This window comes from Caballeronia sp. EK (genome assembly GCF_014384845.1).
Classification (GTDB): Bacteria; Pseudomonadota; Gammaproteobacteria; order Burkholderiales; family Burkholderiaceae; genus Caballeronia; species Caballeronia jiangsuensis.
This window is the reverse complement of sequence record NZ_JACSUE010000003.1, coordinates 588,654-613,457: the sequence shown is the minus strand read 5'-3', so window position 1 is coordinate 613,457 and position 24,804 is coordinate 588,654. Positions and strand designations below refer to the sequence as shown.

General features: G+C 63.2%; 28 protein-coding genes, 1 tRNA gene and 1 pseudogene. 14 read left to right on the top strand and 16 right to left on the bottom strand.

Translation table 11 applies throughout. The features are described 5' to 3' along the window. The first annotated feature begins 34 nt into the window (after positions 1-34). The 3 genes from IAG25_RS11590 (at position 35) to IAG25_RS11580 (ending at position 1,678) form a co-directional block, all read left to right on the top strand. Entirely contained in the window at positions 35-439 is a 405-nt protein-coding gene (locus IAG25_RS11590; RefSeq protein WP_035503442.1) for an integration host factor subunit alpha, read from the top strand. Positions 440-525: 86 nt separating this feature from the next. Continuing rightward, entirely contained in the window at positions 526-906 is a 381-nt protein-coding gene (locus tag IAG25_RS11585; RefSeq protein ID WP_187604955.1) for a MerR family transcriptional regulator, read from the top strand. A 172-nt stretch (positions 907-1,078) separates the two neighbouring features. Continuing rightward, the gene (locus IAG25_RS11580; protein WP_187604954.1) at positions 1,079-1,678 is read left to right on the top strand and encodes a short chain dehydrogenase; all 600 of its coding nucleotides are present in this window, start codon (positions 1,079-1,081) and stop codon (positions 1,676-1,678) included. On the opposite strand, the gene IAG25_RS11575 is transcribed toward IAG25_RS11580, so the two are convergent. The 5 genes from IAG25_RS11575 to IAG25_RS11555 form a co-directional block, all read right to left on the bottom strand. After that, positions 1,668-1,958, bottom strand: coding sequence for a hypothetical protein (locus IAG25_RS11575; protein WP_187604953.1), 291 nt, complete (start codon positions 1,956-1,958; stop codon positions 1,668-1,670). The two genes, IAG25_RS11580 and IAG25_RS11575, sit on opposite strands and share 11 nt — an antisense overlap. A 203-nt stretch (positions 1,959-2,161) precedes the next feature. After that, positions 2,162-2,416 (bottom strand): hypothetical protein, encoded by a 255-nt coding sequence (locus tag IAG25_RS11570; RefSeq protein ID WP_187604952.1) that lies wholly within the window; start codon positions 2,414-2,416, stop codon positions 2,162-2,164. An 88-nt stretch (positions 2,417-2,504) separates the two neighbouring features. After that, positions 2,505-2,581, bottom strand: a tRNA-Pro gene (locus IAG25_RS11565). Positions 2,582-2,670: 89 nt separating this feature from the next. Then, positions 2,671-3,081: a hypothetical protein gene (locus IAG25_RS11560; RefSeq protein WP_187604951.1), complete on the bottom strand. Its 411-nt coding sequence runs from the start codon at positions 3,079-3,081 to the stop codon at positions 2,671-2,673. 140 nt (positions 3,082-3,221) lie between these two features. Further along, a complete protein-coding gene (locus IAG25_RS11555) occupies positions 3,222-4,112 on the bottom strand; it encodes a LysR family transcriptional regulator (protein WP_187604950.1) in 891 nt (296 codons plus the stop codon). 103 nt (positions 4,113-4,215) lie between these two features. Between IAG25_RS11555 and IAG25_RS11550 the strand changes: the two genes are divergently transcribed. Beyond that, positions 4,216-4,632 carry a DoxX family protein gene (locus tag IAG25_RS11550; RefSeq protein WP_187604949.1) on the top strand — a complete coding sequence of 139 codons (417 nt, stop codon included), beginning with the start codon at positions 4,216-4,218 and terminating at the stop codon, positions 4,630-4,632. A gap of 3 nt (positions 4,633-4,635) precedes the next feature. On the opposite strand, the gene IAG25_RS11545 is transcribed toward IAG25_RS11550, so the two are convergent. After that, positions 4,636-5,559 (bottom strand): LysR family transcriptional regulator, encoded by a 924-nt coding sequence (locus tag IAG25_RS11545; protein WP_035503457.1) that lies wholly within the window; start codon positions 5,557-5,559, stop codon positions 4,636-4,638. 58 nt (positions 5,560-5,617) lie between these two features. Beyond that, a complete protein-coding gene (locus IAG25_RS11540; RefSeq protein ID WP_187604948.1) occupies positions 5,618-6,436 on the bottom strand; it encodes an IclR family transcriptional regulator in 819 nt (272 codons plus the stop codon). Between the two features lie 229 nt (positions 6,437-6,665). Here IAG25_RS11540 and IAG25_RS11535 point away from each other — a divergent pair, with 229 nt between their 5' ends. The 6 genes from IAG25_RS11535 to pcaC are packed head-to-tail and all read left to right on the top strand — an operon-like array spanning position 6,666 to position 11,813. Beyond that, positions 6,666-7,358, top strand: coding sequence for a 3-oxoacid CoA-transferase subunit A (locus IAG25_RS11535; protein WP_035503462.1), 693 nt, complete (start codon positions 6,666-6,668; stop codon positions 7,356-7,358). 12 nt (positions 7,359-7,370) lie between these two features. Further along, a complete protein-coding gene (locus IAG25_RS11530; protein WP_187604947.1) occupies positions 7,371-8,027 on the top strand; it encodes a 3-oxoacid CoA-transferase subunit B in 657 nt (218 codons plus the stop codon). Between the two features lie 32 nt (positions 8,028-8,059). After that, a complete protein-coding gene (pcaF, locus tag IAG25_RS11525) occupies positions 8,060-9,262 on the top strand; it encodes a 3-oxoadipyl-CoA thiolase (RefSeq protein WP_187604946.1) in 1,203 nt (400 codons plus the stop codon). A 4-nt stretch (positions 9,263-9,266) separates the two neighbouring features. Beyond that, positions 9,267-10,634, top strand: a complete 1,368-nt coding sequence (locus IAG25_RS11520; protein WP_187604945.1) for a 3-carboxy-cis,cis-muconate cycloisomerase — start codon at positions 9,267-9,269, stop codon at positions 10,632-10,634. A 4-nt stretch (positions 10,635-10,638) separates the two neighbouring features. Beyond that, the gene (gene pcaD / locus IAG25_RS11515; RefSeq protein ID WP_187604944.1) at positions 10,639-11,433 is read left to right on the top strand and encodes a 3-oxoadipate enol-lactonase; all 795 of its coding nucleotides are present in this window, start codon (positions 10,639-10,641) and stop codon (positions 11,431-11,433) included. Further along, the gene (gene pcaC, locus IAG25_RS11510; RefSeq protein ID WP_061160545.1) at positions 11,430-11,813 is read left to right on the top strand and encodes a 4-carboxymuconolactone decarboxylase; all 384 of its coding nucleotides are present in this window, start codon (positions 11,430-11,432) and stop codon (positions 11,811-11,813) included. The genes pcaD and pcaC overlap by 4 nt, the downstream gene beginning before the upstream one ends. A 73-nt stretch (positions 11,814-11,886) precedes the next feature. Here the strand turns inward: pcaC and IAG25_RS11505 are convergent, their stop codons facing one another. The 3 genes and pseudogenes from IAG25_RS11505 to IAG25_RS11500 all read right to left on the bottom strand — a co-directional run bounded on the left by IAG25_RS11505 (position 11,887) and on the right by IAG25_RS11500 (position 13,651). After that, entirely contained in the window at positions 11,887-12,978 is a 1,092-nt protein-coding gene (locus IAG25_RS11505; RefSeq protein ID WP_375336513.1) for a DUF3443 domain-containing protein, read from the bottom strand. Continuing rightward, positions 12,914-13,120: pseudogene (locus IAG25_RS42240) on the bottom strand (hypothetical protein); the annotation flags it as partial. The pseudogene IAG25_RS42240 and the gene IAG25_RS11505, both read right to left, overlap by 65 nt. Before the next feature lie 69 nt (positions 13,121-13,189). Continuing rightward, on the bottom strand, positions 13,190-13,651 hold the full coding sequence (locus IAG25_RS11500) for a DUF2844 domain-containing protein (protein WP_187604942.1): 462 nt from the start codon (positions 13,649-13,651) through the stop codon (positions 13,190-13,192). A gap of 419 nt (positions 13,652-14,070) precedes the next feature. On the opposite strand from IAG25_RS11500, the gene bamC reads away from it, so the two are divergent. Beyond that, entirely contained in the window at positions 14,071-15,276 is a 1,206-nt protein-coding gene (gene bamC, locus IAG25_RS11495; RefSeq protein WP_187604941.1) for an outer membrane protein assembly factor BamC, read from the top strand. A 467-nt stretch (positions 15,277-15,743) separates the two neighbouring features. Beyond that, positions 15,744-16,034: a putative quinol monooxygenase gene (locus tag IAG25_RS11490; protein ID WP_035503481.1), complete on the top strand. Its 291-nt coding sequence runs from the start codon at positions 15,744-15,746 to the stop codon at positions 16,032-16,034. Between the two features lie 15 nt (positions 16,035-16,049). Here IAG25_RS11490 and IAG25_RS11485 read toward each other — a convergent pair whose 3' ends face one another. From IAG25_RS11485 to IAG25_RS11475, 3 genes are all read right to left on the bottom strand, one after another. Then, a complete protein-coding gene (locus IAG25_RS11485) occupies positions 16,050-16,310 on the bottom strand; it encodes a hypothetical protein (protein ID WP_035503563.1) in 261 nt (86 codons plus the stop codon). A 153-nt stretch (positions 16,311-16,463) separates the two neighbouring features. Continuing rightward, positions 16,464-18,074, bottom strand: coding sequence for a malate synthase A (aceB, locus tag IAG25_RS11480; protein WP_187604940.1), 1,611 nt, complete (start codon positions 18,072-18,074; stop codon positions 16,464-16,466). 71 nt (positions 18,075-18,145) lie between these two features. Beyond that, positions 18,146-18,907: a haloacid dehalogenase type II gene (locus IAG25_RS11475; protein WP_255503629.1), complete on the bottom strand. Its 762-nt coding sequence runs from the start codon at positions 18,905-18,907 to the stop codon at positions 18,146-18,148. Between the two features lie 180 nt (positions 18,908-19,087). On the opposite strand from IAG25_RS11475, the gene IAG25_RS11470 reads away from it, so the two are divergent. Together IAG25_RS11470 and IAG25_RS11465 are read left to right on the top strand one after the other, a co-directional pair. Beyond that, complete coding sequence (locus IAG25_RS11470) at positions 19,088-19,990, top strand: LysR family transcriptional regulator (RefSeq protein WP_187604938.1); 903 nt, start codon at positions 19,088-19,090, stop codon at positions 19,988-19,990. 145 nt (positions 19,991-20,135) lie between these two features. Further along, positions 20,136-20,570 (top strand): universal stress protein, encoded by a 435-nt coding sequence (locus tag IAG25_RS11465; RefSeq protein WP_035503489.1) that lies wholly within the window; start codon positions 20,136-20,138, stop codon positions 20,568-20,570. A 125-nt stretch (positions 20,571-20,695) separates the two neighbouring features. Here IAG25_RS11465 and aceA read toward each other — a convergent pair whose 3' ends face one another. The 3 genes from aceA to IAG25_RS11450 form a co-directional block, all read right to left on the bottom strand. Then, positions 20,696-22,003 carry an isocitrate lyase gene (gene aceA, locus IAG25_RS11460; RefSeq protein WP_187604937.1) on the bottom strand — a complete coding sequence of 436 codons (1,308 nt, stop codon included), beginning with the start codon at positions 22,001-22,003 and terminating at the stop codon, positions 20,696-20,698. A gap of 377 nt (positions 22,004-22,380) precedes the next feature. After that, on the bottom strand, positions 22,381-24,033 hold the full coding sequence (locus tag IAG25_RS11455) for a DEAD/DEAH box helicase (protein WP_187604936.1): 1,653 nt from the start codon (positions 24,031-24,033) through the stop codon (positions 22,381-22,383). 461 nt (positions 24,034-24,494) lie between these two features. Further along, positions 24,495-24,764, bottom strand: a complete 270-nt coding sequence (locus IAG25_RS11450; RefSeq protein WP_035503494.1) for an acyl-CoA-binding protein — start codon at positions 24,762-24,764, stop codon at positions 24,495-24,497. Positions 24,765-24,804 lie beyond the last annotated feature (40 nt).

Here is a 24,804-nt window from a genome sequence, read left to right as displayed (position 1 = left end):
AAGTCTTCAATGTGGCAAGCGCCGGTCTACCGATATGAACCAAATGAACTCGAGTGATTTCGAAGCCCTTCTTTCGGCGCAGCGTAGCGCCATGACCCGAGATACCCCGACCACGAGCGCGCCCGGCGACACGCCGACGCTCACCAAAGCCGAACTGGCCGAGATGCTGTTCGATCACGTCGGTCTGAACAAGCGCGAAGCCAAGGACATGGTCGAAGCCTTCTTCGAAGTCATTCGCGATGCGCTGGAGAGCGGCGAGAGCGTCAAGCTCTCCGGCTTCGGCAACTTCCAGCTGCGCGACAAGCCTCAGCGTCCGGGCCGCAACCCGAAGACGGGCGAGGCCATCCCTATCGCCGCGCGGCGGGTCGTCACGTTTCATGCAAGTCAGAAGCTGAAGGCGCTGGTCGAAACGGGAGCGGAGACCGATCTCACTCGCTGATGTCCCGGCGGCGCGCGGAGACTCGCGCCGCGCTGCATGACCACCGCGCTTCAATCGACATCACTTATAACGATGGTTGATCGACGATGGAAAAAGTCGTCTTGCCTCCGATCCCCGCCAAGCGTTACTTCACGATTGGCGAAGTCAGCGAGTTGTGCGGCGTCAAGCCTCACGTGCTGCGCTATTGGGAACAGGAGTTCACGCAACTGAGACCGGTCAAGCGGCGGGGCAATCGACGCTACTATCAGCATCACGAAGTCTTGCTGATCCGGCGCATCCGCGACCTGCTGTACGAACAGGGTTTCACGATCAACGGTGCGCGCAACCGGCTCGATTCACAAGGGCGCGCGATCGGCGACGAAGCCGAGATGGACGACGCCCAGGCGTCGGCGCAAGCGCAACCGGGCGTCGATGTCGATCAGCTTCGCAAGGATATTCTTCAGGTGATCGATCTCCTGGGCGGATGAGTGCCGCCGTGATCCGCATCCAAAATGCCGCGATTCGTCGTGGCATTTTTTTCGTCTCTACGACGCGCACTGCACGCCGCCGGCGACGGCAGTAGCATGGTTGCTTGCTTGTTCCTCGTCGCCGCGCCGGGCGTGGGCGCTGCGGCTTTATCACATCGATTCAGGAGGGCTTATGCGAGTGTTGCTCGTTGGCGCAACTGGGATGTTGGGCACGGAGATCAAACGGATTCTCGAGCCCGCGCACGAAGTGATCACCGCGAGCCGCAAGGGCTCGGACGTAGCCGTCGATTTGTCGGACAAGGCGAGCATCGTCGCGATGTACGAGAAGGTCGGGAAGGTGGGCGCTGTCGTGTGTGTCGGCGGCGCTGCGAAGTTCGCGCCGCTCGATGCGCTCGCCGATGACGACTATGCCTTCAGCCTCGCGAACAAACTCATGGGGCAGGTGAATCTCGTGCGCTGCGCGATCGGTCATGTCGATGAAGGTGGTTCCGTCACGCTGACGAGCGGCACGCTCGCTCAAGATCCGATGGTCGGCAGCGCGGCGGTGAGCCTCGTGAATGCGGGCGTCGAAGGATTCGCGCGCGCGGCCGCGCTCGAGTTGCAGGGCAAGTTGCGCGTGAACGTCGTGAGTCCGGGCTGGGTCTCGGAAACGTTGGCGTCGATGGGAAAGGATGGGTCGCAAGGCATCGCGGCCGCGGAAGTGGCGAAGGTGTACAAGCGCGCCGTCGACGAGACCATGACCGGGCAGACGCTGCCCGCGGCTAAGACTTGATGCCCGCGCGAAAGCGCCGCTTCGGGCCTGCCGCCGTTTCGGAACGGGTGACCGGCATCTTCACGTTGATCGACCAATAGACGATGCTTGGCCCGACGCCCCACGGCGGATAGATGCGCCAGTCGTCGGTGCCGTGGTGGAAGAAGTAGAGCGCGAAGCATCGGCCGGGCGTGGTCGCACTCACGCACACATAGCGGCTGCCGCCGGGATAGATGCGCCCGAAGCGCGTGACGCGCGCGCGGCTCGCCGGATCGAACCATCGGGCGACTTCCGCGTGCAAGGCGGAACAGGTTCGACCAGATCGGATACACCGCTGTTGGGCGGTCGCTAGGACAGACAAAGGCATGGCGCGCCGTTCCTTATATATCACCTTAAGACTAAGGCTTAAATCACTGACATACAAGTGTTTTTTCGGCTTTTACGTCTGAGTAAAGGGGCGCTGGGCGTCTGTATTGCGGCCGCGTTCGGTCACCGCGAACGGCGTCAGATGCTCATGCCCATCATGGCGGTCGCGTTGGTCAGGGTTTCCTCTTCGGCGCGGATCCTGAGCATGGCGTCTGCCAGGCGATAGTAGAGTTGCGCGCGCTGTTCGAGAAGCTCGGGTGGCGCGTCGATGGGAAGGCTGTCGCTGGCCATTGCGCCCGCCAGCGCCTGCCCCGCGAAGTAGTCTCGCAGTGACATGCCGTAGTTGCTGTTGCCGGGAAAAGCGCGCGGGTTGTTGAGCTTGTTATATGCCATTGTTCGTGCTCGTCTTCATCGATACGACGGCCTGTGATCGGCCAAAGAAAAAAGGCTCTCCGGCGAAAGCCGGAGAGCCTTTGATTTCTGGTCGGGGCGAGAGGATTTGAACCTCCGACCACCTGCACCCCATGCAGGTACGCTACCAGGCTGCGCTACGCCCCGAAAGAGCAAAAGTATATCAGAGAGAAACGAATAGTAGAACTGCTCCGAACAATTTCGCTGTTGCACTCACCAAATTCACTCGCTGCGCGTCAAAGCGTCAACTCGGATTGCGTGTAAGGCGAAGTTTGAATCTGCACCGCGCCTTCGCGCTCCGTTTCGCTCCGGCCGTGGGCATTCGCGCGCGCGAAGCGCTGACGCCGACGAAACCTCAACGCCATCAGCAGCGATATCGCGCACGGAACCAGATACGTGACGATCCGCTCGCTCCACGCGATCCTCGATCCGAGGCTGTCGTATTTCGTGCGCTCATGGAAGCCCGCGGATGCAAACACCATCGTCAGCGTGAAATCCAGAAGCATCGCCAATACGCAAAGAGCCAGAAAGAGCAGTGCGCCGTTCCATTTCAGCGCGCCGAGGCTCGCGTTCACGGCGCGGCAGATAAAGAGCGCCAGGCCAAGCAAGGTCAGACTGAAGGTCAGGGGAAGCCAAGGGAAATCCATATCGCGCGTGCCTCGCTTTCGGGTAACAGGGACGATCCCGGCGGCGCAAGATGTAATTTCCTGTCGCGTCTCGAGCGCCGATCCGGAAGCGGCGCGATATTCACACGCGAGACTCATCGATAAAATAAGAGTAATCCTAATTAAATTGGCCGATCGGCCAACGACTCCGACAGGAAGTCGATGAAGGTCCGCACCTTTGTCGTCATGTATTTTCGGCTCGTGTACACCGCGTACACCGACGGCGCGAACGCCGTATAGCTCGGCAGCACGCGCACGAGCGAGCCCGACGCCAGCTCGGGTTCGACGATCCACGCCGGAAAATACGCGAGACCAAGTCCGGCGCGCACGAGCTGCAGCGCCATCGACGTATCGTTCGTCTTGAGCACAGCCTGATTCTTCACGGTGAACACGCCGTCCGGCCCCGTCAGCGTCACTGAGTCGACGTTCGTGTACGTCGGCAACACAAAGCGATGGCGCGCGACCTCGTCCGGATGGCGCAGCTTGCCGTGCTGTTCGAGATAGGCGCGCGAGCCGGCGAGCACGAAGGGCATCTTGCACAGCGGCCGCACGATCAGCGAGGGCGACGGCTCGGACGTCGCGCGGATCGCCATGTCGTAGCCTTCCTCGACCAGATCGACGAAGCGGTTCTCCAGCCGCAGATCGACGAGCACGCTCGGATAGCGCGCCTGATATGCGACGAGCAGATCGGCGAATGTGCGATTGGCGAACCAGCCCGGCGCGGTGACCTTGAGCACGCCTTGCGGCTGCGCGGTCTGCACGCCGACCGCGGCTTCCGCCGCCTGCAGGATGTCGAGCGCCTCGCTGCACTGCTCGTAGTAGACGTTGCCGGCTTCCGTGAGGCTCAGATGGCGCGTCGTGCGGTTCAGGAGGCGCACGCCCAATTGACGCTCCAGATTGGCGACGTGCTTGCTCGTCATGGCGGTGGAGATGTCGAGCCGCTCCGCGGCTTTCACGAAACTTCCCGCGTCGACGACTTCGCGAAATACGCGCAGGCTGGTCAAAGCATCCATCGATCATTTCCTGTGCGGAAACAAAACGCCAATATTAGCCGGATTTATCGACGGGCGGTGTCTGCCTAGACTTAGGGCAATCCACCTTCATAGGACTATTCCGATGTCTACGACTCAAGTTCGCTCAGCCTCGCCCAGCGTGCCGGCGCTAGCCAGCTACGCGCACGCGCTGTTGCGCATCGTCGCTTCGTATCTGTTGCTCACGCACGCGAGCGCCAAACTGTTTCACGTTCCGCATATCGCGATGTTCGACGGCCTGCCACTCTTCTCCCTGCTCGGCGCGGCGGGCGTCATCGAACTGGTTGGCGGCGTGCTCGTGCTGATCGGCTTGTTTACGCGCGCAGCGGCCTTCGTGCTGTCGGGAGAACTGGCGTTCGCATATTTCATCGGACATGCACCGAATGGGCATTTCCTTCTGCCGCTCCTGAATCAGGGCGAGCCGGCCGTGCTGCTGTCGTTCATCTTTCTGTTCATCGCGGCGGCTGGACCGGGCGCGTGGAGCATCGACAACCGGCGTTAAAGGCTACTTGGGCCACTCGTCGAGTTCGTCGTTGAAGAGCGACGCGACGATCCGGCGCAGCCACATCGTGCGCGCGTCGTTGTGGAACTTGCGATGCCAGTGCTGCTTCAGATCGAAGCGCGGCAGCGCGAGCGGTGGCTCGGCGAGCGTGATCGACGCATGCTCGGCGACATACGCGAAGCCGATCGCATGCGGCACCGTCGCGATCAGATCGGTGCGCGACAGGATGAACGGCAGGCTCATGAAGTGCGGCGTCTCGAGCACCGCGCGGCGCCGCACGCGTTCCCTGTCGAGAAAATTCTCCAGAATCTCCTGGCTGCGGCCTTCGGCGCGCACGACCGCGTGGCCGGACTGCATGAAGCGCTCGAGCGTAAGCGGCTCGCTCGCGAACGGATGATCTCGCCGCATCAGACAGATGAAGCGATGCGAGAAGAGCCGCTGCTGAAAGAAGTTGTTGCCGCGCAGGTCCGGAAAATAGCCGACCGCCAGATCGATGTCGCCCGTTTCGAGTCCGCGCTCGACATCGCCGTGCGACACCGACACGGAGCGCAGGTTCGCATTCGGCGCTTCCTTCGCGAACGCCTGCAGGAGCCGCGGCAGAAAGACGATTTCGCCGACATCGGACAGCGCGATCGAGAAAGTGTCCGTACTCGCCGACGCATCGAAGTGCTGCCGGTCGAGCAGGCCGCGCTCGATGCACGCCAGCGCCTCGCGCGCCGCGGGCACGAGCGCGATCGTGCGCGGCGTCGGTTCCATGCCGCGCGAGGTGCGCACGAAGAGCGGATCGTTGAAGTGCTCGCGCAGGCGCGCGAGCGCCGTCGATACACGCGGCTGGCTCACGCCGAGCCGTTCGGCCGCGCGGCTCACGTTGCGCGTCTCCTCGATGGCGACGAGGTACGGAATCAGATTCAGATCGAGGTCGTTCATGGCGTGATGCTCCGCCAACGATGTTGGCGCGCGGCATTCTCCACGTCAACGCGCGTCATCAGCCGCGCCGCGCGACCATGTCCGACACGCGCTGCGCCGCTTCCTGCAGCGGCTCCAGAAACGCCTTCACCATCTGCTTCGCGTTCTTGCGCTGGGCGTTCCCGCTGATGTTCAGCGCCGCGATCACGCGTCCCTGCCGGTCGCGGATCGGCGCGGACATCGAAATCAGTCCTTCCTCCAGTTCCTGATCGACGATCGCCCAGCCTTGACGGCGCACGACGGCGATCGCTTCCTTCAACGCGTCGCGGTCGATGATCGTGCGCGGCGTGCGCGCGACGAGCGAGCTCGCATCGAGTACTTCGTCGAGTCGCGCATCGTCGAGCGCGGCGAGCAGCACGCGGCCCATCGACGTGCAGAACGCGGGCAGGCGGCTGCCGATCGACAGATTCTGCGTGATGATCTTGTGCGTCGGCACGCGCAGCACATAGACGATCTCCGCGCCGTTCAGCACCGCCGCCGAACAGCTTTCGTGAACTTGCTCGACGAGGTCTTCCATTACCGGCTCGGCGAGATTCCAGAAGGGCATCGAAGTCAGGTACGCGAACCCGAGATCGAGAATCTTCGGCGTAAGTTGAAAGAGACGCCCGTCGGCCTCGACGTAGCCGAGCGCCTGCAGCGTCAGAAGAATGCGGCGTGCGCCCGCACGGGTAAGGCCGGTCGCGGCGGCGACATCGGTCAGTGTCTGAGCGGAGCGGTTCGCATCGAACGATCGGATCACCGCGAGCCCGCGCGCGAAAGACTGGACGTATGCATCACCGGGGCGCGCTTGGGCGTCTTGCGGCTCGGCGTCCGGATTGAGCGTGGCTGAATTCTTCATAAGGCTCTCAGGAAAGAGGCGGACGGTCGGCGACTCCGTGAAAACCCGAGGTTTGCAGATGCTTCGTTGACACGACAACGAACGCAGGACTAACATGCCGATGTTCGCTAAACGAATCCATGTTCGCATAACGAACATTTCGAAGCAAGTCTGATTACCAACTGGTAAACCCGAATTCGGGAAGCGCGATCGCGGATCGGCAGTCCCGAAACAGGAGAAGGAACGGCACATGATCAACAAGATTTTCGATTCGCTCGCCTCGGCCGTGACCGACGTCCACGACGGCGCGACCATCATGATCGGCGGTTTCGGCACGGCGGGCATGCCGTCCGAGCTGATCGACGCGCTCATCGAGCAGGGCGCGCGCGAGCTCACGATCGTCAACAACAACGCCGGCAACGGCGACACGGGCCTGGCCGCGCTGCTCAAGGCCAAGCGCGTGCGCAAGATCATCTGCTCGTTCCCGCGTCAGACGGATTCATATGTGTTCGACGCGCTCTATCGCGCGGGGGAAATCGAACTGGAACTGGTGCCGCAGGGCAATCTGGCCGAGCGCATCCGTGCCGCGGGCGCGGGCATCGGCGGCTTTTTCACGCCGACCGGCTACGGCACGAAGCTCGCGGAAGGCAAGGAAACACGCGTGATCGACGGCAAGCACTATGTGCTCGAAGCGCCGCTGCACGCGGATTTCGCGCTCGTGAAAGCATTCAAGGGCGACCGCTGGGGCAATCTGGTCTATCGTAAAACTGCGCGCAACTTCGGCCCGATCATGGCGAGCGCCGCGAAAACGGCGATCGCGCAGGTGTCGAAGGTCGTGGCGCTCGGCGAGCTGGACCCCGAAAACATCGTGACGCCGGGCATCTTCGTGCAGCGCGTCGTGGAAGTGCCGCAAGCCGTGCATCAAGCCGAACTCGCAGCTTAAGGACGAAAAGCCATGAAGAAACTCACTCGTGACGAAATGGCCAAGCGCGTGGCCGCGGATATTCCCGAAGGCGCCTACGTGAATCTGGGCATCGGCGTGCCGACGCTCGTCGCCAATCATCTCGCGGCGGATCGCGAAATCTTCCTGCACAGCGAAAACGGCCTGCTCGGCATGGGCCCGGCGCCCGCTGCGGGCTCCGAAGACGACGAGCTCATCAACGCTGGCAAGCAGCACGTGACGTTGCTCACGGGCGGCGCGTATTTCCATCACGCGGACTCCTTCGCGATGATGCGCGGCGGCCATCTCGACTTCTGTGTGCTCGGCGCGTTCCAGGTATCGGCGACGGGCGATCTCGCGAACTGGCACACCGGCGCGCCCGACGCGATTCCGGCCGTCGGCGGCGCGATGGATCTGGCAATCGGCGCAAAGCAGGTCTATGTGATGATGGAACTGCTCACGAAGCAGGGCGAAAGCAAGCTGGTCGCGCAGTGTTCGTATCCGGTGACGGGCGTGCAGTGTGTGGACCGCGTGTACACCGACCTCGCCGTGTTCGACGTGACGCCGGAAGGCTTCGTCGTGCGCGAGATCGTGGAAGGCCTGTCGTTCGAAGAATTGCAGAAGCTGGCCAAGGTGCCGCTTCAATACGCGCCGCTGACCGAAGCCGCTTGAGCCTGAGAGACATAAGAGAACTGGAGCAACTGATGAAAGAAGCTTTCGTATGTGATGCCATCCGCACGCCGATCGGCCGTTACGGCGGTTCGCTGTCCTCCGTGCGCGCCGATGATCTGGGCGCCGTGCCGCTGCGCGCGCTCGTCGAGCGCAACAAGGAAGTGGACTGGGAAGCCGTCGAGGAAGTGATCTACGGCTGCGCGAATCAGGCGGGCGAAGACAATCGCAACGTCGCGCGCATGTCGGCGCTGCTCGCGGGCTTGCCGATCAGCACGCCGGGCTCGACGGTGAACCGCCTGTGCGGTTCGGGCATGGACGCGATCGGCGTCGCGGCGCGCGCGATCAAGGCGGGCGAGACGAGCCTGATGATCGCGGGCGGCGTCGAAAGCATGAGCCGCGCGCCGTTCGTCATGGGCAAGGCGACGAGCGCATTCTCGCGTTCCGCCGAGATCCACGATACGACCATCGGCTGGCGTTTCATCAATCCGCTGATGAAGAAGCAATACGGCGTCGATTCGATGCCCGAGACCGCCGAGAACGTCGCGGACGATTACAAGATCAGCCGCGCCGATCAGGACGCGTTCGCCTTGCGCAGCCAGCAGAAGGCGGCGCGCGCGCAGAAAGACGGCACGCTGGCGCAGGAAATCGTCGCCGTGACGATTCCGCAGAAAAAGGGCGATGCGCTCATCGTCGATAAGGACGAGCATCCGCGTGAAACGAGTCTAGAAGCGCTCGCGAAGCTGAAGGGCGTCGTGCGTCCGGACGGCAGCGTGACCGCGGGCAATGCCTCGGGCGTGAACGACGGCGCGGTCGCGATGCTGATCGCCGACGAAGAAAGCGCGAAGCGCCACGGCCTCACGCCGCGCGCGCGCATTCTCGGCCTCGCCACCGCGGGTGTGCCGCCGCGCGTGATGGGCATCGGTCCGGGTCCGGCATCGCAGAAGCTGCTTGCGCGTCTTGGCATGACCATCGACCAGATGGATGTGATCGAGCTGAACGAAGCGTTCGCGTCGCAAGGGCTGGCTACGCTGCGCATGCTCGGCGTCGCCGACGACGATCCCCGCGTGAACCCGAACGGCGGCGCGATCGCGCTCGGCCATCCGCTCGGCGCATCGGGCGCGCGCCTCGTCACGACCGCGAGCTATCAGCTTCATCGCACCGGCGGCCGCTTCGCGCTGTGCACGATGTGCATCGGCGTGGGCCAGGGTATCGCGATGATCATCGAGCGCGTCTGACCCGATGTTCGCATCCACGGGACGTCTCACCGATCTCGTTTGCGGCAACGCCGCCGCTAACGAAATCTGGTCGCCGCGCGCGACCGTGCAGGCGATGCTCGACGTCGAAGCCGCGCTCGCGCGCGCTTCGGCGCTGCATGGCGTGATTCCTTCGGGCGCGGTCGAGTCGATCGTCGCCGCATGCAACGCGGACAACATCGACGCGAACGCGTTGATGACCGGCGCGCAAGCGGGCGGCAACCTCGCGATTCCGCTCGTCAAGCAACTGACGGCCGTCGTGAAGGCGAGCGATGCCGACGCCGCGAAGTATGTGCACTGGGGCGCGACGAGTCAGGACATCATCGATACGGGCGTCGTGCTGCAATTGCGCGCGGCGCTCGATCTGCTCGATGCCGATTTGCTTGCACTTTCCGATGCGCTCGTCATCCAGGCTCAAGCGCACAAAAAGACGCCGATGATCGGCCGCACCTGGCTTCAGCAGGCGCTGCCGATCACGCTGGGCCTGAAGTTCGCGCAATGGCTCGATGCGGTGACGCGCCATCGTGAGCGTCTTGGCGAGTTGCGTTCACGCTCGCTGGTGCTGCAATTCGGCGGCGCGGCGGGCACGCTCGCGAGTCTGCGCGACAAGGCGCTGCCGGTCGCGGCATCGCTGGCTGAAGATCTGAATTTGACGCTGCCCGCGCTGCCGTGGCACACGCAGCGCGACCGCATCGCTGAAAGCGCGTCGTTCTTCGGTATGTTGACGGGTACGCTCGGCAAAATCGCGCGCGACATCTCGCTCATGATGCAGACCGAAGTCGGCGAAGTCGCGGAACCCGCTGCGGCAGGCAAGGGCGGTTCATCGACGATGCCGCACAAGCGCAATCCCGTCGGCTGCGCCGCGGTGCTCACCGCCGCGACGCGCGCGCCGAATCTCGTCGCGACGATCTTCGCGGGCATGGTTCAGGAGCACGAACGCGCACTGGGCGGCTGGCAGGCCGAATGGGAAGCGCTGCCCGATCTCGCACGTCTGACGGCAGGCGCGCTCGCGAACATCGTGGGCATCGTTCCGTCGATGGAAGTCAACGTCGAACGTCTCGCGCACAATCTCGATGTGACGAACGGCCTCGTGCTCGGCGAAGCGGTGATGCTCGCGCTCGGCGACGCCATCGGCAGGCTCGATGCGCACAAGCTCGTCGAAGGCGCATCGAAGGCGTCGGTCGCGAACGGCACGTCGCTCTTCGACGAGCTCGCCGCGAACGAAACCGTCACGCGCCATCTGTCGCAAGATCAACTGAAGCAATTGCTCGATCCGGCGAATTACGTCGGTCAGGCGCAGGCGTTCGTCGCCGCCGCCATTGCGAGCGCCAACTCGAAAAAACAGGAGCAGTAAAAACATGCCTCTTGCCGAAGTGAACGGAACGCGGATTCACTATCGCATCGATGTCACGGCGGGCGACAACGCGCCGTGGCTCGTGCTGTCGAATTCGCTCGGCGCCGATGTCTCGATGTGGACGCCGAACATCGAAGCCTTCGCGAAGCATTACCGCGTGGTGCGTTACGACACGCGCGGCCACGGCCATTCCGATGTGCCGCCGGGGCCGTACACGATCGATCAACTGATCGGCGATGTGATCGGGCTGATGGATCATCTGAAAATCGAGCGCGCGAATTACTGCGGCCTGTCGATGGGCGGGCTGACCGGCATCGGTCTTGCCGCGCGTCATCCGGAGCGCTTCTCGCGCGTCGTGCTGTCGAACACCGCCGCGCTGATCGGCTCGGACGCGGTGTGGACGCCGCGCGCCGTGAAAGCGCGCGAGCCGGGCGGCATGCCCGCGCTGACCGACGCCGTGATCGCACGCTGGTTCACCGCGCCGTTCATCGAGCGCGAGCAACTCGAACTCGCGAATATCCGCGACGTGTTTCGCCACACCTCGGGCGACGGTTACGCGTCGAACTGCGAGGCGATCCGCGACGCCGATCTGCGCGACGAAGCCAAAACGATCACGCTGCCGGTGCTCGTGATCGCGGGCACGCACGATCTGTCGACGACGGCCGAGCAGGGCCGCGAACTCGCGGGTTACATCGCAGGATCGCGTTATCTCGAACTGGACGCGGCGCATCTGTCGAACATCGAAAAGCGCGACGACTACACGCGCGCCGTCCTCGATTTCATCGGAGAACAACAATGACCGACGACGAACGCTACGAAGCCGGGATGAAGGTGCGCCGCGCGGTGCTGTCCGATGCGCACGTGGACCGCTCGCTTGCGAATCGCACGGAGCTGACGACCGAGTTCCAGAATTTCATCACGCGCTATGCATGGGGCGAGATCTGGACGCGCGACGGCCTGCCGCGTCACACGCGCAGCCTTCTCACGATTGCGATGATGGTCGCGCTGAACCGCAGCGAGGAACTCGCGTTGCACTTGCGCGCGGCGAAGAACAACGGCGTGACGCAGGACGAGATCAAGGAAGTGCTGTTGCAGACGGCGGTCTACTGCGGCGTGCCGGCGGCCAATTCGGCATTCCACCTCGCGCAAAAGATCTTCGACGAGGAAAGCAAGGCGTAGTCACGCAACGCGTTCGACACGTTCGACAGAAAGCCGTCTCCACGCAACCGGAGACGGCTTTTCGTTTCCGGAATCAGAACGCGTAATACAGTCCCGGTCCCGCGGGCGTCGCGCGTCCTTCGAGCGCGGTGAACACGCGGCGTCCGTAGAAGAACGGCAAGCCCCAGTCGAAGAAGCCGCTCGCCGCGCCAGCGAGATTGTCGAAGGCGAAGTTGCCCGTACCGAACAACGCCGTCGATTGCGCGACCGTGAAGCTCACCGCGCTTTGCGCGCCGCTCGACGAGCGGATGGTCGCCGCGATCGTCTGCGGTGAGGACGGGCAGTACCACACGCCGCATCGGGCCAGTGTCGTCGAAGGGAAGAAGACGCCGTTCGATCCGCTGTCGATGAAGCTCGATCCGTACTGGCTGCCGCCGAAATCCGTCGTGACATAGCCGGACACGGAGCTCGACTTGAGGACCGTCGCCGAGCCGAGCAGATTGTTCGATTGCGAGCCGATGCCGAACGTCATCGTTCCGGTCACGGTGGCCGCGCCGCTGTCCGGTACGTCGGGAAGCTCGATCAGCACGCCGTTGTTGTCGGTGGCGAAGTTGGCGACCGGATTCGTCACCTGCTGCGCGACGGCCAGCGTGCTCGCGACGCAGTTGCTCGAGATGCAACTGTAGTACCAGCGCGGCAACGCGGACATCGCGCATCCGGCGCCGCAATCGGCGGTGAAGGGCCCGACGCCGAGTATGCCGTTGCCGCGCAAGGACGACGCGGAGAGCATCGGCAGGCCGGACTGGCTGCAATCCTGCGGGGCGCCGGATGCGGCGCTATCGGCGATCAACTGGACGGATGTGGAGCGCGCGACCTGGCCGGCGAGCCGGACATCGGCCGTACGCACCGCGCCCCACGTATAGCCGGAACCGAACACCGCGCATTCCGCGACGATCGCGCTTTGATTGCCGCCTGCGACGAGCGGCAACGCGATCGACGGGCTGAGCGCCGATGCAAGCACGCGCAGGCCATGCGAGCCGGTATCGACCTGAATGTTATCGATGGTCTGACAGGTGTTCGTGCCAGGCACGCAGATCGTCACGCTGGTTTGCAGCATGTTGCGCGTGTTGGTGGGCGTGCTGGTGACGCGGATCGTCTGGACGTTGGGCGTCGTCGATTGCGGCACGCTCGTGTTCGCGGACGAAGTCGATGGCGCGCTTGCGGGCACGGCGGCGCTCGCTGTGTTCGGCGCGCTCGTTGTCGCTGGCGCGCTTGCCTGCTGGGGCGGCGCGGCGGAACTGCCGTCCGAGCCGCCGCCGCCGCCGCAGCCGTGAAGCAGGACGCAGAGCGCGAGCAGGGGCATCGAGAGAAGGGCGCGAGTGTTCATCGTCGGCTCCTCACTGGATGTCGGTCGACATCACGCCCGGCGGCAGGTCGCTCGCGAGCCATGCGCGTCCGCTGAACTCGCGCAGCCGCACACGATTTTCGACGACGAGATCGCCTTGCTCGACGCGCGTCGCATGCAGGCCGGCATCGCCCACCGACGCATTCGCGCCTTGACGGAAAGTCTCGAAGTACGCGCCGAGCAGCGAGTGGATGTCCGGCATGGCCGGCCCGCGCCAGGAAACCGCGTACACCGCGCCACTCGAATCGACATACTCACGCACGACGATGCCTTGCGCGTCGATCGTTTCGCGATATTGCACGAATGCGTCCTGCGCCTTCTGCGCGACATCGCCGCCCGACGCTCCGGCGGCGCGCCCGGTCGCGCCGAGTTGCGCGAAGGCGGGCGCGGTCGCGCTGCTCGCGAGGATCGTCAGCCCCGCGATCACGTAGTGAGGAATTCTGATCTTTCTCATGTGCTTTCTCTCCGTTAATTAGGACTCTTCTTATTTTCTGGAAGAGATTTTAGAGATAAGCACGACGAGGCGATACGGGGCGACAGGCACAAGCAAACTGATCGATTCCGCAAGCCGAACCGATGAAACTTCATAAGAATCATTATGTTGCAAACGGCGACAGGTGGAATTGCCGTTTTTTGTGATTGTCATAAATTGTCAATTCGATGCGGAGCGACTTAAATACGAGATGGAAATGCGCTATTTAGCTGCTTTCGATCCGCATTCAGCGGCGAAGAGCAACTACTAAAACGTGCATGCTCTAAATGCCCGCCAGAGGCCGCCCGGTCCTCTTTTTTTCACGGCGCGGCGCCGGACCGGTAAAATGCTGGGTTGATCCACGGAAGAACGCCCGTGGCGTAGCGGAAGGACTTCTCCAAATGACAGATTTTCGTGTAACCAAGCGCATCACTGCGCTTTTCGCGGTGGCCGGAATCGTGGCGGGATGTGGCTCGTCCAATCCCAACGCATTCAACTACAAGAGCGATCAGCGTTCGAAACAGGTGTCTCTCGCCGTTCCGCCGAATCTGCTCGATGAAGCGGCCGACCAGCGCTCGCTGCCGCCGCAGGGCGGTCAGACGTCGCTGTCCGAGCTCCAGCAAGTCCAGAAAGTCGCACCGAACGCGCCCACGGTGGTTCCGCCGGTGTCGGGCATGCACGTTCAACGCGACGGCACCGAGCGCTGGCTCGTCGTCGATGGCAAGACGCCCGATCAGGTGTGGCCGCAGGTCCGCCGCTTCTGGCAGGAGCAGGGCTTCCTGCTCGTCGTCGATCAGCGCGACAAGGGTGTGATGGAAACGGACTGGAACGAAACCCATCCGCAGATTTCGGACGGCCTGATCCGCGACACGCTCTCCAAGGCAACGGGCAATTCGTATGTCACGGCTGAGCGCAACAAATACCGCACGCGCCTCGAAACGGCGCCGAGCGGCGGCACCTACGTGTTCATCAGTCAGAAGGGCATGCGCGAGGCGCTGACCGGCGTGAACAACGATTCGAGCCAGTGGCAGGCGCGCCCGAACGATCCGGCGCTCGAAAACGAATACCTGAAGCGTCTGATGTCCTCGCTCGCGATGGCCGACCAACGGGCGGCTTCGGGCGGCGCGACGCCGCTCGACACGCTGGCGCCGGCCGGTGCGGCGGGTGCCGCGAAGGGCGGCGATTCGAAGGCCGCGTCGGTTGCGGCGCAGAACGCCACGAACGCGGGCAACTCGCCGATCCGCAACGAAGTCGTGCCTGAGGCCACGTCGTCGCAACTGACGTTGCCGGAAGCGTATGACCGCGCGTGGTTGCGCGTGGGCATCGCGCTCGATCGCGCCAACTTCACGGTGGACGACCGCGACCGCAGCAAGGGTGTCTACTTCGTGCGCTATGTCGATCCGACGGACAAGACATCGGCGGAGCAGGGCTTCTGGAGCCAGGTGTTCCACGGTCGCAAGGAAATGAAGGCGAAGCAATATCAGGTCAACGTGCGCGCCGTCACCGAGCAGCAGACGCGCGTGGCGATCGTCGACGACAAGGGGGATCTCGATTCATCCCCGCAGGCGCGCCAGATCATGGCGTTGCTCGCCGACCAGATCAGCTGATCGTTTTCCAAGCTCGATCGCCCGAAAAACCGCCTCGTTTACGAGGCGGTTTTTTTATGACCTCCGACGCCGCCCCATCCGCGCAAACGATTTATTCAGCATGCATAGAAATGCGAGCGTCGGGTAAGAATTGCGCAGACAATTCTTTCTATCGGGAAATGTGCGCAAAAGCTTATAGAAATGAACGCGTGGACAGTACATTGCATCAATGGCGTAATTCACCCGCCCGAAGCTCTTCGAAAGCACGCTCATCAGGCGTGTCGCACCGTACAAACAGACGATTGGTTCGCTACGCGCGAACCCCGATGGCCCCGTCGCCTATCCTCGTAGGGCGACGGTTTTTGCCCGCGTTTCGCTTGGAACGCGGGCTTTTTCTTTTGACACGCCAATCGGGTGTTTTCGGCGATGTCCGTCGCGCGCGTTTATGCTCCTGATTTCATCGTTTCAACGAAAACAGGAGAACACTTATGTCGGAAGTTGCCGTCGTCGCTATTTTCGTCGCCAAGCCGGGCAAGGAAGAGGAACTGAGGCAGGTGCTCGAAGCCAACGTCGAGCCGACGCGCAAGGAGCCGGGCGCGCTGCAGTACGACTTGCACCGCGACATCAAGGAGCCGCGGCGCTTCATCTTCGTCGAACGCTGGGAGAGCGAAGCCGCGCTCGCGAAGCACGGCGAATCGGCGCATATTCAGGCGTTTCGCGCCAAAGCGCCGGATCTATACGAGCACGGCGAGGTCCGTGTCGCGAGCAAGATCGTCTGACGGCGAAGGCCGTCTTCAGTGCGTTTCGTGCGGCACGTCGAGGATGAGGATGATGGTCCAGTCGGCGTCGCCGTCGTGATGATACTGGCGCTCCGCGACGATGAACGGCTGCTGCTTGCCGCTCGGCCCGAGGAAAAGCACGTCGCCTTCCATCGGCAGACATTCGACCGGCGGCAGCGCCAGATACGAGTCCTTGTTCACGTTGCGCGGCATCAGTTTTTCGATCTTGCGCGATGCCGCTTCGGTCCATTCGATATCGAGCTGGATATTGCTCATGCTGTCGTTCGCACGGTGAGTGCGCTCCACGGTTGAATCGTTGAAAAGACGATGCGCAATGTAGCACACGCCGTGCTCGATCCATGAGGCGCGCCAAACGGAAAAACGGCCCTGGGGCCGTTTTTCCGTCATGCGTCAGAACCCGCGAAACGCTCAGATTTCCTCGTACAGCGGCAGCGTCAGAAACTCGGTGAATTGCGACGATGTCGACATTTCCTCGAAGATCTTCGCGGCGCGCTCGTAAGGCTTCGTGTCCGCGCCCGATGCGCTGACAGCCTGCTTCACCTTCTCCAGTTCGTCGATGGTGATGTCGCGCACCATCGCGGCCGTTACCTTGCGGCCGTCGTCGAGCTTGCCCTTCGGCGAGCGGATCCATTGCCACACTTGCGAGCGCGAAATCTCCGCCGTCGCGGCATCTTCCATCAAGTTGTGGATCGGCACGCAGCCATTGCCCGCGAGCCACGAACCGAGATAGTGGACGCCGACGTTCACATTGTTGCGCAGGCCCGCTTCGGTGATCGGCTCTTCCGGACGGAAATCGAGCAGATCGTGCGCGGTGACCTGCACGTCGGTGCGCTGCTTTTCGATCTGATTCGGCTTGTCGCCGAGCACCTTCACGAACTCTTCCATCGCCACCGGTACGAGCCCCGGATGCGCGACCCAGCCGCCGTCGTAGCCGTCGGTCGCGTCGCGCGCCTTGTCGGAGCGCACGCCGCCCATCGCCTTGTCGTTCGCCGCCGGATCGTTCTTGATCGGAATCAGCGCGGACATGCCGCCGATCGCCGGCGCGTTGCGCTTGTGGCAGGTCTTCAGCAGTTCGAGCGCGTAGGCGCGCATGAACGGCGAGGTCATCGTGATCTTCGTGCGATCGGCGAGGCAGAAGTTCGTGTCGTTCTTGAACTTCTTGATCGCAGAGAAGATGTAATCCCAGCGGCCCGCATTCAGTCCGGAGCTATGCTCGCGCAGTTCGTACAGGATCTCGTCCATCTCGAAAGCCGCAAGAATCGTTTCGACGAGCACCGTCGCGCGAATCGTGCCGCGCGCAATGCCGACGCCTTCCTGCGCCGCGACGAAGATGTCGTTCCACAGGCGCGCTTCGAGATGACTTTCCATCTTCGGCAGATAGAAGTAGGGGCCGCTGCCGCGCGCGATCAGTTCCTTCGCGTTGTGAAAGAGGAAGAGCGCGAAATCGAAGATCCCGCCCGACACGCGCTGACCATCGACGCTCACGTGCTTTTCATCGAGATGCCAGCCGCGCGGACGCACGATCAGCGTCGCGATCGTATCGTTGAGCTTGTACGACTTGCCGTTCTGCTCCAGCGAAATCGTGCGGCGCACGGCTTCCTTCAGGTTCAACTGGCCGACGATCTGGTTGTCCCAGTTCGGCGCGTTCGAATCCTCGAAGTCGGTCATGTACGAATCCGCGCCGGAGTTGAGCGCGTTGATGATCATCTTGCGCTCGACCGGACCCGTGATCTCTACGCGCCGGCGTTGCAGATCCTTCGGCAGCGGCGCGACTTTCCAGTCGCCTTCGCGGATCGATTTCGTTTCTTCGAGGAAGCCGGGGCGCTCGCCCGCGTCGAGGCGTTTGGTGCGTTCGACGCGCGCCGCGAGCAGTTGCTGGCGGCGCGGCTCGAACTGGCGATGCAGCGAAGCGACGAACGCCAGCGCCTCGGGCGTCAGGATGGTCTCGTAGCCGGGCTTGATGTCGGCTGAGATTGCCATGCCTTTCGGAAGCGAAAGCGGATTCGATGGATGCGTCATGGTTTTCTCCTTGGTCGGTCAGACGGTTTTGCTAGTGGTTGTGCTTGAAACAATGAAAAGGCAGCCGGCGGCTAAGTGCCGGGCGGCCGGCGTGCGCTGCCTGACTTGCGGCTCTTCGATGCGGCGGCCGCGCGCGCAGCGCCGCCTTCGACGAAAGCGATGAGTTCGGCCATGCCGCGGCCGCTGCCGTGCGGCGTGACGCCGAGTTCCTCGAACGGCAGCGCGGCGCGGTTGATCCAGAAGGTCGTGTAGCCGAACCATGTCGCGCCGGCGACGTTCCAGCCATTGCTCGACGCGAACACGATGTCGCGCGCAGCGGCGCCGAAGGCGCGCGTGCCGAGTTCGTATGCGGCGGCGGCGGGCTTGTAGGCGCGCGCCGAATCGGCCGACAGCACGTGATCGAAAAGCCCGCTCATGCCGGCGCTTTTCACCGCGACGTCGAGCATCGGCGGATTGCCGTTCGAGAGAATCGCAAGCGGCATCGCGAGGCCGTCGCGCAACGATCTGAGCGCGGGCACGGTGTCGGGAAAGGCGGAAAGGCACGCGTATTCGTCCATCAGCCGCTTCTCGGCGGCGCTCGTCAGCGCGTCGGCGAGTTTCAGACGCGCGGCGGCGTGGCGCAGCGCATCGATCGTGATCTTCCAGAAAGGCTCGTAATGCGCGCCCGCCGGATCGGCGAGCGTGCGCAGTTGCGTGTATTCGATCTGCTTGCGACGCCAGAGCTTCGAGAGCGCGTCGCCCTGGCCGGGAAAAAGCTGCTCGGCGGCCGCGACGACCGAATGGACGTCGAAGAGCGTGCCGTAAGCGTCGAAGATGACTGCTCGGGGAAGCATGGAGGATTCGAAGGACGATGCGGGTGTCGTTATGGCCGACATAGCCGTGCGCTCCGTTTAGAGGTCGGAATCGATTGTATTCGTGATCTGAGTGATGGAAAAAGCACCGCAGCATCACTTGATCTTTTACTTTTGCTTATCTAATCTGAGCGTGCGTACCCTTATTGACGACGAACACGCATGGATCGATTCAAGCAGATTGAGACCTTCGCCTCGGTTGCCGCGAAGGGCAGCCTCTCGGCGGCGGCGCAGGCGGAGGGCATCGCGCCGGCTGTCATCGGGCGCAGGCTCGATGCGCTCGAAGAGCGGCTCGGCGTAAAGCTGCTCGTGCGTACCACGCGCAGAATCACGCTCACTTTCGAAGGCTCGGCGTTTCTCGAGGACTGCCAGCGCATCATCAACGACATGCAGAGCGCGGAGGCGAGCGTCTCGGCGGGCGGCGTGAAGGCGAGCGGGCATTTGCGCGTATCGGCGCCGGCGGGCTTCGGGCGACGTCACGTCGCGTCGCTCGTGCCGAAGTTCACGACGCTGCATCCGGATGTGTCCGTCAGTCTCGATCTGACCGACCGCATGGTCGATCTCGTCAACGAAGGCTTCGACTGCGCGGTGCGTCTGGGCGAACTGCCGGATTCGTCTCTCGTGTCGCTGAAACTCGGAGAGAACCGGCGCGTGTGCGTCGCATCGCCCGACTATCTCGCCAAGCGCGGCGAGCCCGCCGATCTCGCCGCGCTCGCCCATCACAACTGCCTCGCGCTCGGCGCGTCGGCGAATCAGCAGCGCGGCTGGGTATTCGAGCAGGACGGCAAGGTCGTGACGATCAAGGTTTCCGGCACGATGGAGTGCTCGGACGGCGCGGTGCTGCACGAATGGTGTCTCGAAGGCCGCGGCCTCGCGTGGCGCTCGTGGTGGGAAGTGGGCGAGGACATCGGCGCGGGGCGTCTCATGAGCGTGCTCGATGCGTTCGCTGCGCCGCCGATCGGCATTCATGCGGTATTTCCGCAGAGAAGGCATTTGCCGTTGCGTGTGCGATTGTTTCTCGATCTGCTCAAACATACGTATAACGCGACGGGGTATTGGGGGTGAGTCCCTGGAGAAACTTCGGATTCCTATGCGGGCGCAGAGCGACGGCCCGAAGCGGCGCTTCGCCGCGCACTTTCATCGAAACTTTCTCCGCTTCCATCCCCGTTACTACAATACAACCACGCACCTACACGTGACGGGGGACGCCATGTTCAAACACATACTCGTGCCGACCGACGGCTCCGAGCTATCGCAAAAGGCCATCGACGGCGCGATCGATCTCGCGCAATCCGTTGGCGCGCGCATCACGGCTTACGCGTGCCTGCCGCAATATCCGTATTCGCCTTTCGCCGATGTCGCCGTCGAGCCGCCCGACGACTTCCACGCACGCGCCGAAAACGAAGCGCGTGAGCACCTGCGCGCGGTCGAGCGCGCCGCCGAGAGCGCCGGCGTGGCCTGCACGAGCGTGACGAGCATCGATGCCGCGCCGTATATCGGCATCATCGAGGCAGCCGAGCAAAACGGCTGCGACGTGATTCTGATGGCATCGCACGGCCGCCGTGGACTCGGAAGCCTGCTTATCGGCAGTGAAACGCAGCGCGTGCTGACGCATACGAAGATTCCGGTCATCGTGTACCGCTGATGCTCAAACGAAAAGCGCACGCGATGCGCTTTCGTTTGAGCGTCGGGCCGTGGCGCATTGCTGCATGCGCCACGGCCGATGCTTCTTTTCACCGCTCTCCCTGATTCAACCTGCCTGATGCGGTATTACGCGACCTTCTTGTCGAAGAACTGCTCATCTTCGGTCGATCCGTGCAGCGCAGTCGTCGATGCGTCGCGCTCGACCGTCTGCGTCACGGCGTCGAAGTAGCCCGTGCCCACTTCGCGCTGATGCTTCACCGCCGTGAAGCCCTTGTCGGCGGCGGCGAATTCGGCCTGCTGCAACTCGACGAACGCGCTCATCTGCGAACGGGCGTAGCCGTGCGCGAGGTTGAACATCGAGTAGTTCAGCGCGTGGAAGCCCGCGAGCGTGATGAACTGGAACTTGTAGCCCATCGCGCCCAGTTCGCGCTGGAACTTGGCGATGGTCGCGTCGTCCAGATTCTTCTTCCAGTTGAACGACGGCGAGCAGTTGTACGACAGCATCTTGTCCGGGAACTGCTTGTGGATGGCTTCAGCAAACTTCTTCGCGTATTCGAGATCCGGCTTGCCGGTTTCGCACCACACGAGATCCGCGTACGGCGCGTAGGCGAGGCCGCGCGAAACCGCCTGCGCGAGACCCGGCTTCGTGCGGAAGAAGCCTTCCACGGTGCGCTCGCCGGTGAGGAACGGCTTGTCGTTGTCGTCGATGTCGGACGTGACGAGATCGGCGGCTTCGGCATCGGTGCGCGCGATGAGCAGCGTCGGCACGCCGCACACGTCCGCAGCGAGGCGCGCGGCCGACAGCTTCGCGACGTTCTCGCGCGTCGGCACGAGCACCTTGCCGCCCATGTGGCCGCACTTCTTGACCGATGCCAGTTGATCTTCGAAGTGCACGCCCGCCGCGCCGGCTTCGATCATCGCCTTCATCAGTTCGAACGCGTTGAGCACGCCGCCGAAGCCCGCTTCGGCATCGGCCACGATCGGCGCGAAGTAGTCGATATAGCCTTCGTCGCCCGGATTCTTGCCTTCCGACCATTGAATCTGATCGGCGCGCGTGAGTGTGTTGTTGATGCGCTTCACGACGAGCGGCACGGAGTTCGCCGGATACAGCGACTGGTCCGGATACATTTCGCCCGCGACGTTGGCGTCGCCGGCCACCTGCCAGCCCGACAGATAGATCGCCTTGAGGCCGGCCTTGACCTGCTGCATCGCCTGATTGCCGGTCAGCGCGCCGAGCGCGTTGACGAACGGCTCATCGTGAATCGACGCCCACAGCCTCTCGGCGCCGCGGCGTGCGAGCGTGTGTTCCGGCTGTACCGAGCCGCGCAGACGCACGACGTCATCCGCCGAGTAGCCGCGCTTGATGCCCTTCCAGCGCGGATCGGATTCCCATTGCTGCTGGAGTTGCTGAGCCTGTTGTTGGCGTGAGGTCATGGCGTTTCTCCTCGAGACTGGACTGATGTTCCTGAATGGCTTGAGCTGCGATGCGCCTGGGTGGGCGGCCTACGTTTGCTCAACTCTTATATAAGAGTCTAGGCAAACGACGATCTGCGAAACACCCCTCGGAAGGAGATTTGCGCATTATTTTTATCGCAATAAATCAATCAGATACGATCGACATACCGTATTGCGGAACGATGTTTTCTATCTTGCAACGGACGAGTTTGTGCCGCGCAGCACATCTTTTGCGACACAAAAGAACATTGCACATTGTGAAATATGGCGACGGGACGAAAAAAAAACCGATGCACAAGGCATCGGTTTTTTATCGAATCAGAGAACGGTGATCGAGACCGCTCCCTGAAAGCCGCTTAGCTGCCGCGGCGCGGGGCGCGCGGGCCGTCGTTGCGGCGTGCGCTGTAGCCGTCGCGCGAGCCGAAGCCGCCTTCGCCACGGTTGCCGCCGCGATAACCGCCGTCGCTGTTGCCACCGCGATAGCCGCCTTCGCTGTTGCCGCCACGATAGCCGCCGCCGTCACGCGAACCTGCGTTCGATTTGTTGCCATAGCCGCCCGCGTTGCCCGGACCGAAGCCCCGGCCGCTGCTGCTACCGCCGCCGTTGCCGCCGAAACGACGACCACCGCCGCCGTTGCCGCCCGGACGGCCACGACCGCCGCCGCCACCGAAACCACCCTTCGGCGGCGCCCTGCGCGGCTCGAAGCCCGCAACGACGTTCACCGGCAGCGGCGTGCGCACGAAGCGCTCGATGCGCTTCAACGCGCCCATTTCGGCGTAATGCACGAGGCTCACCGCCGTGCCGCTACGGCCGGCACGACCGGTACGGCCGATACGGTGCACGTAGTCTTCCGCGAACTTCGGCAGGTCGTAGTTGAAGACGTGCGTGATGCCGGGAATGTCGATGCCGCGCGCCGCGACATCCGTCGCGACCAGCACGCGCACACGACGCTCGCGCAACGCACGGATCGTGCGATTGCGCGCGCCTTGCGGCAGATCGCCGTGCAGCGCGGCGGATTCGAAGCCCGCGTCGGCGAGACGATTGGCGATGAGATCGGCGTCGCTCTTCGTCGCCGTGAAGACGATCGCCTGATCGAGACCGGAGTCGCGCAACAGGTGGTCGAGCAGACGATCCTTGTGATCGCGGTCATCCACATAATGCACGGCCTGCGCGATGTTGCCGTTCGCTTCGAGCTTCTGCACGATCTCGATGCGCTCCGGATCTTTCAACAGACGCCCGGTCAGCGACGTGATCTTGCTGTCGATGGTCGCGGAGAAGAGCAGCGTCTGGCGCGAGGCCGGCGTCGCGTCGACGATACGCTCGATGTCTTCGATGAAGCCCATGTCGAGCATGCGGTCGGCTTCGTCGAGCACGAGCATGTCCAGGTTCGACAGATCGATACGGCCGCGTTCGAGGTGATCGATAAGACGTCCGGGCGTCGCGACGAGAATCTCGGGGTTCTTGGCGAGCAGCATCAATTGCTGACCGTAAGCGACACCGCCGAGAATGCTGACGGTGCGCAGACGGCGCAGGTGCTTGCCGTACGTGGTCGCGGCGGTGGAAACCTGCATCGCGAGTTCGCGTGTCGGCGTGAGCACGAGCAGGCGCGGACGCGCGACCGGTTGCGGACGGCGGCCACGTGCGGCATTCGCATCACGCGGCTCGCGCGGCTGCTGCGCTTCCTGCTTTTGCAGTTGCGAGAATTTTTCGATGGCCGGCAGCATGAACGCCGCCGTCTTGCCCGAACCGGTCGGGCTGGAAACGAGCAGGTCGCGGCCGGCGAGCGCTGCGGGAATCGCGCGCTGCTGAACGGGCGTCGGGTTCTGGTAGCCCGCGGCGGTCAGCGCGGACACGATATCGGCGCAAAGGCCGAGCGATTCGAAACTGGGGCCGGCGGGCTTTTCTGCCTGCGCTGCGGGTGCGTCGGTGGCCGGGATGTCGGCGGTGGGGGCGATGCCAATGTTTGCTGCGAGATTGTCCAACGGGCTAGCGGTGAAGCTCGAAGTCATGTCGATCCTTGAAACGAGGAATAAGGCGTCGGCGCCAATCGGCATACCCAAGTCGTTGGATTCAGCGAGCGAAGAAACAGCGAGCAAATCGAAAAACGGGGGCTGCTCGCGCGAACGTGCGGCGAGCATGTTTTGTTAGAAGCTGTATCGGATACGGCAGGCTCTATCGTTCGAACATGAACGACGGGCGCTGACGTCAGCCTGATGCATGACGGGCCGCGAAACATACTGCGCGCAATAAAACCGCGCAACGGCCTAGCAGGGAGGGGACAGTTTCTAAACTGGATTGGGGCGAAACGCTACGAAGCGCCTTGCTGCGCGAGGCTTTGCCGAAGAAGCAGGCAACCCGCAGTCGAGCGCTAGCCGCAAGTATATCTGAATTTGCTGCACCGCGCCACATTTTGAAGCGTGGCCGCGCCATCGCAGGGCATCGAGGGCGCGGCGTGTCATCCGGAAGAGCGTCAGGCCGCTTCGCCTCGCTTGAGCGACTCGACGAGTTCCACGTAGCGCGCTTTCGCATCGTCGGCAGGGGTGCCTTCGAGCGCGGCCCACGCTTCGTATTTGTACTTGCCGGCGATGTCCGTGAAACCCGGCTTGTCGCCTTGCACATCGCCTACGCTCGCCTGCTTGAACAGCGCGTAGAGACGCAACAGCGTGAGATTGCCGGGACGCTCGGGCAACTGGGTCACGTCGGTCTGGGCGGCAGCGAATTGCTGATCGATGTCGGTCATGCGTTCTCCGTTCTTATCGAGATAGGACCGGACGATCTTA

Bases quoted from the DNA above. Each gene is read 5' to 3' on its own strand.
- IAG25_RS11455 (WP_187604936.1), bottom strand. From the start codon at position 24,033: ATGACTTCGAGCTTCACCGCTAGCCCGTTGGACAATCTCGCAGCAAAC.
- IAG25_RS11540 (WP_187604948.1), bottom strand. From the start codon at position 6,436: ATGAAGAATTCAGCCACGCTCAATCCGGACGCCGAGCCGCAAGACGCC.
- IAG25_RS11500 (WP_187604942.1), bottom strand. From the start codon at position 13,651: ATGAGAAAGATCAGAATTCCTCACTACGTGATCGCGGGGCTGACGATC.
- pcaD (WP_187604944.1), top strand. From the start codon at position 10,639: ATGCCTCTTGCCGAAGTGAACGGAACGCGGATTCACTATCGCATCGAT.
- IAG25_RS11555 (WP_187604950.1), bottom strand. From the start codon at position 4,112: ATGGATGCTTTGACCAGCCTGCGCGTATTTCGCGAAGTCGTCGACGCG.
- bamC (WP_187604941.1), top strand. From the start codon at position 14,071: ATGACAGATTTTCGTGTAACCAAGCGCATCACTGCGCTTTTCGCGGTG.
- IAG25_RS11485 (WP_035503563.1), bottom strand. From the start codon at position 16,310: ATGAGCAATATCCAGCTCGATATCGAATGGACCGAAGCGGCATCGCGC.
- IAG25_RS11570 (WP_187604952.1), bottom strand. From the start codon at position 2,416: ATGGCATATAACAAGCTCAACAACCCGCGCGCTTTTCCCGGCAACAGC.
- IAG25_RS11580 (WP_187604954.1), top strand. From the start codon at position 1,079: ATGCGAGTGTTGCTCGTTGGCGCAACTGGGATGTTGGGCACGGAGATC.
- IAG25_RS11530 (WP_187604947.1), top strand. From the start codon at position 7,371: ATGAAGAAACTCACTCGTGACGAAATGGCCAAGCGCGTGGCCGCGGAT.
- IAG25_RS11475 (WP_255503629.1), bottom strand. From the start codon at position 18,907: ATGCTTCCCCGAGCAGTCATCTTCGACGCTTACGGCACGCTCTTCGAC.
- pcaF (WP_187604946.1), top strand. From the start codon at position 8,060: ATGAAAGAAGCTTTCGTATGTGATGCCATCCGCACGCCGATCGGCCGT.
- IAG25_RS11550 (WP_187604949.1), top strand. From the start codon at position 4,216: ATGTCTACGACTCAAGTTCGCTCAGCCTCGCCCAGCGTGCCGGCGCTA.
- IAG25_RS11585 (WP_187604955.1), top strand. From the start codon at position 526: ATGGAAAAAGTCGTCTTGCCTCCGATCCCCGCCAAGCGTTACTTCACG.
- IAG25_RS11590 (WP_035503442.1), top strand. From the start codon at position 35: ATGAACCAAATGAACTCGAGTGATTTCGAAGCCCTTCTTTCGGCGCAG.
- IAG25_RS11520 (WP_187604945.1), top strand. From the start codon at position 9,267: ATGTTCGCATCCACGGGACGTCTCACCGATCTCGTTTGCGGCAACGCC.
- IAG25_RS11560 (WP_187604951.1), bottom strand. From the start codon at position 3,081: ATGGATTTCCCTTGGCTTCCCCTGACCTTCAGTCTGACCTTGCTTGGC.
- IAG25_RS11470 (WP_187604938.1), top strand. From the start codon at position 19,088: ATGGATCGATTCAAGCAGATTGAGACCTTCGCCTCGGTTGCCGCGAAG.
- IAG25_RS11450 (WP_035503494.1), bottom strand. From the start codon at position 24,764: ATGACCGACATCGATCAGCAATTCGCTGCCGCCCAGACCGACGTGACC.
- pcaC (WP_061160545.1), top strand. From the start codon at position 11,430: ATGACCGACGACGAACGCTACGAAGCCGGGATGAAGGTGCGCCGCGCG.
- aceB (WP_187604940.1), bottom strand. From the start codon at position 18,074: ATGACGCATCCATCGAATCCGCTTTCGCTTCCGAAAGGCATGGCAATC.
- IAG25_RS11465 (WP_035503489.1), top strand. From the start codon at position 20,136: ATGTTCAAACACATACTCGTGCCGACCGACGGCTCCGAGCTATCGCAA.
- aceA (WP_187604937.1), bottom strand. From the start codon at position 22,003: ATGACCTCACGCCAACAACAGGCTCAGCAACTCCAGCAGCAATGGGAA.
- IAG25_RS11545 (WP_035503457.1), bottom strand. From the start codon at position 5,559: ATGAACGACCTCGATCTGAATCTGATTCCGTACCTCGTCGCCATCGAG.
- IAG25_RS11490 (WP_035503481.1), top strand. From the start codon at position 15,744: ATGTCGGAAGTTGCCGTCGTCGCTATTTTCGTCGCCAAGCCGGGCAAG.
- IAG25_RS11535 (WP_035503462.1), top strand. From the start codon at position 6,666: ATGATCAACAAGATTTTCGATTCGCTCGCCTCGGCCGTGACCGACGTC.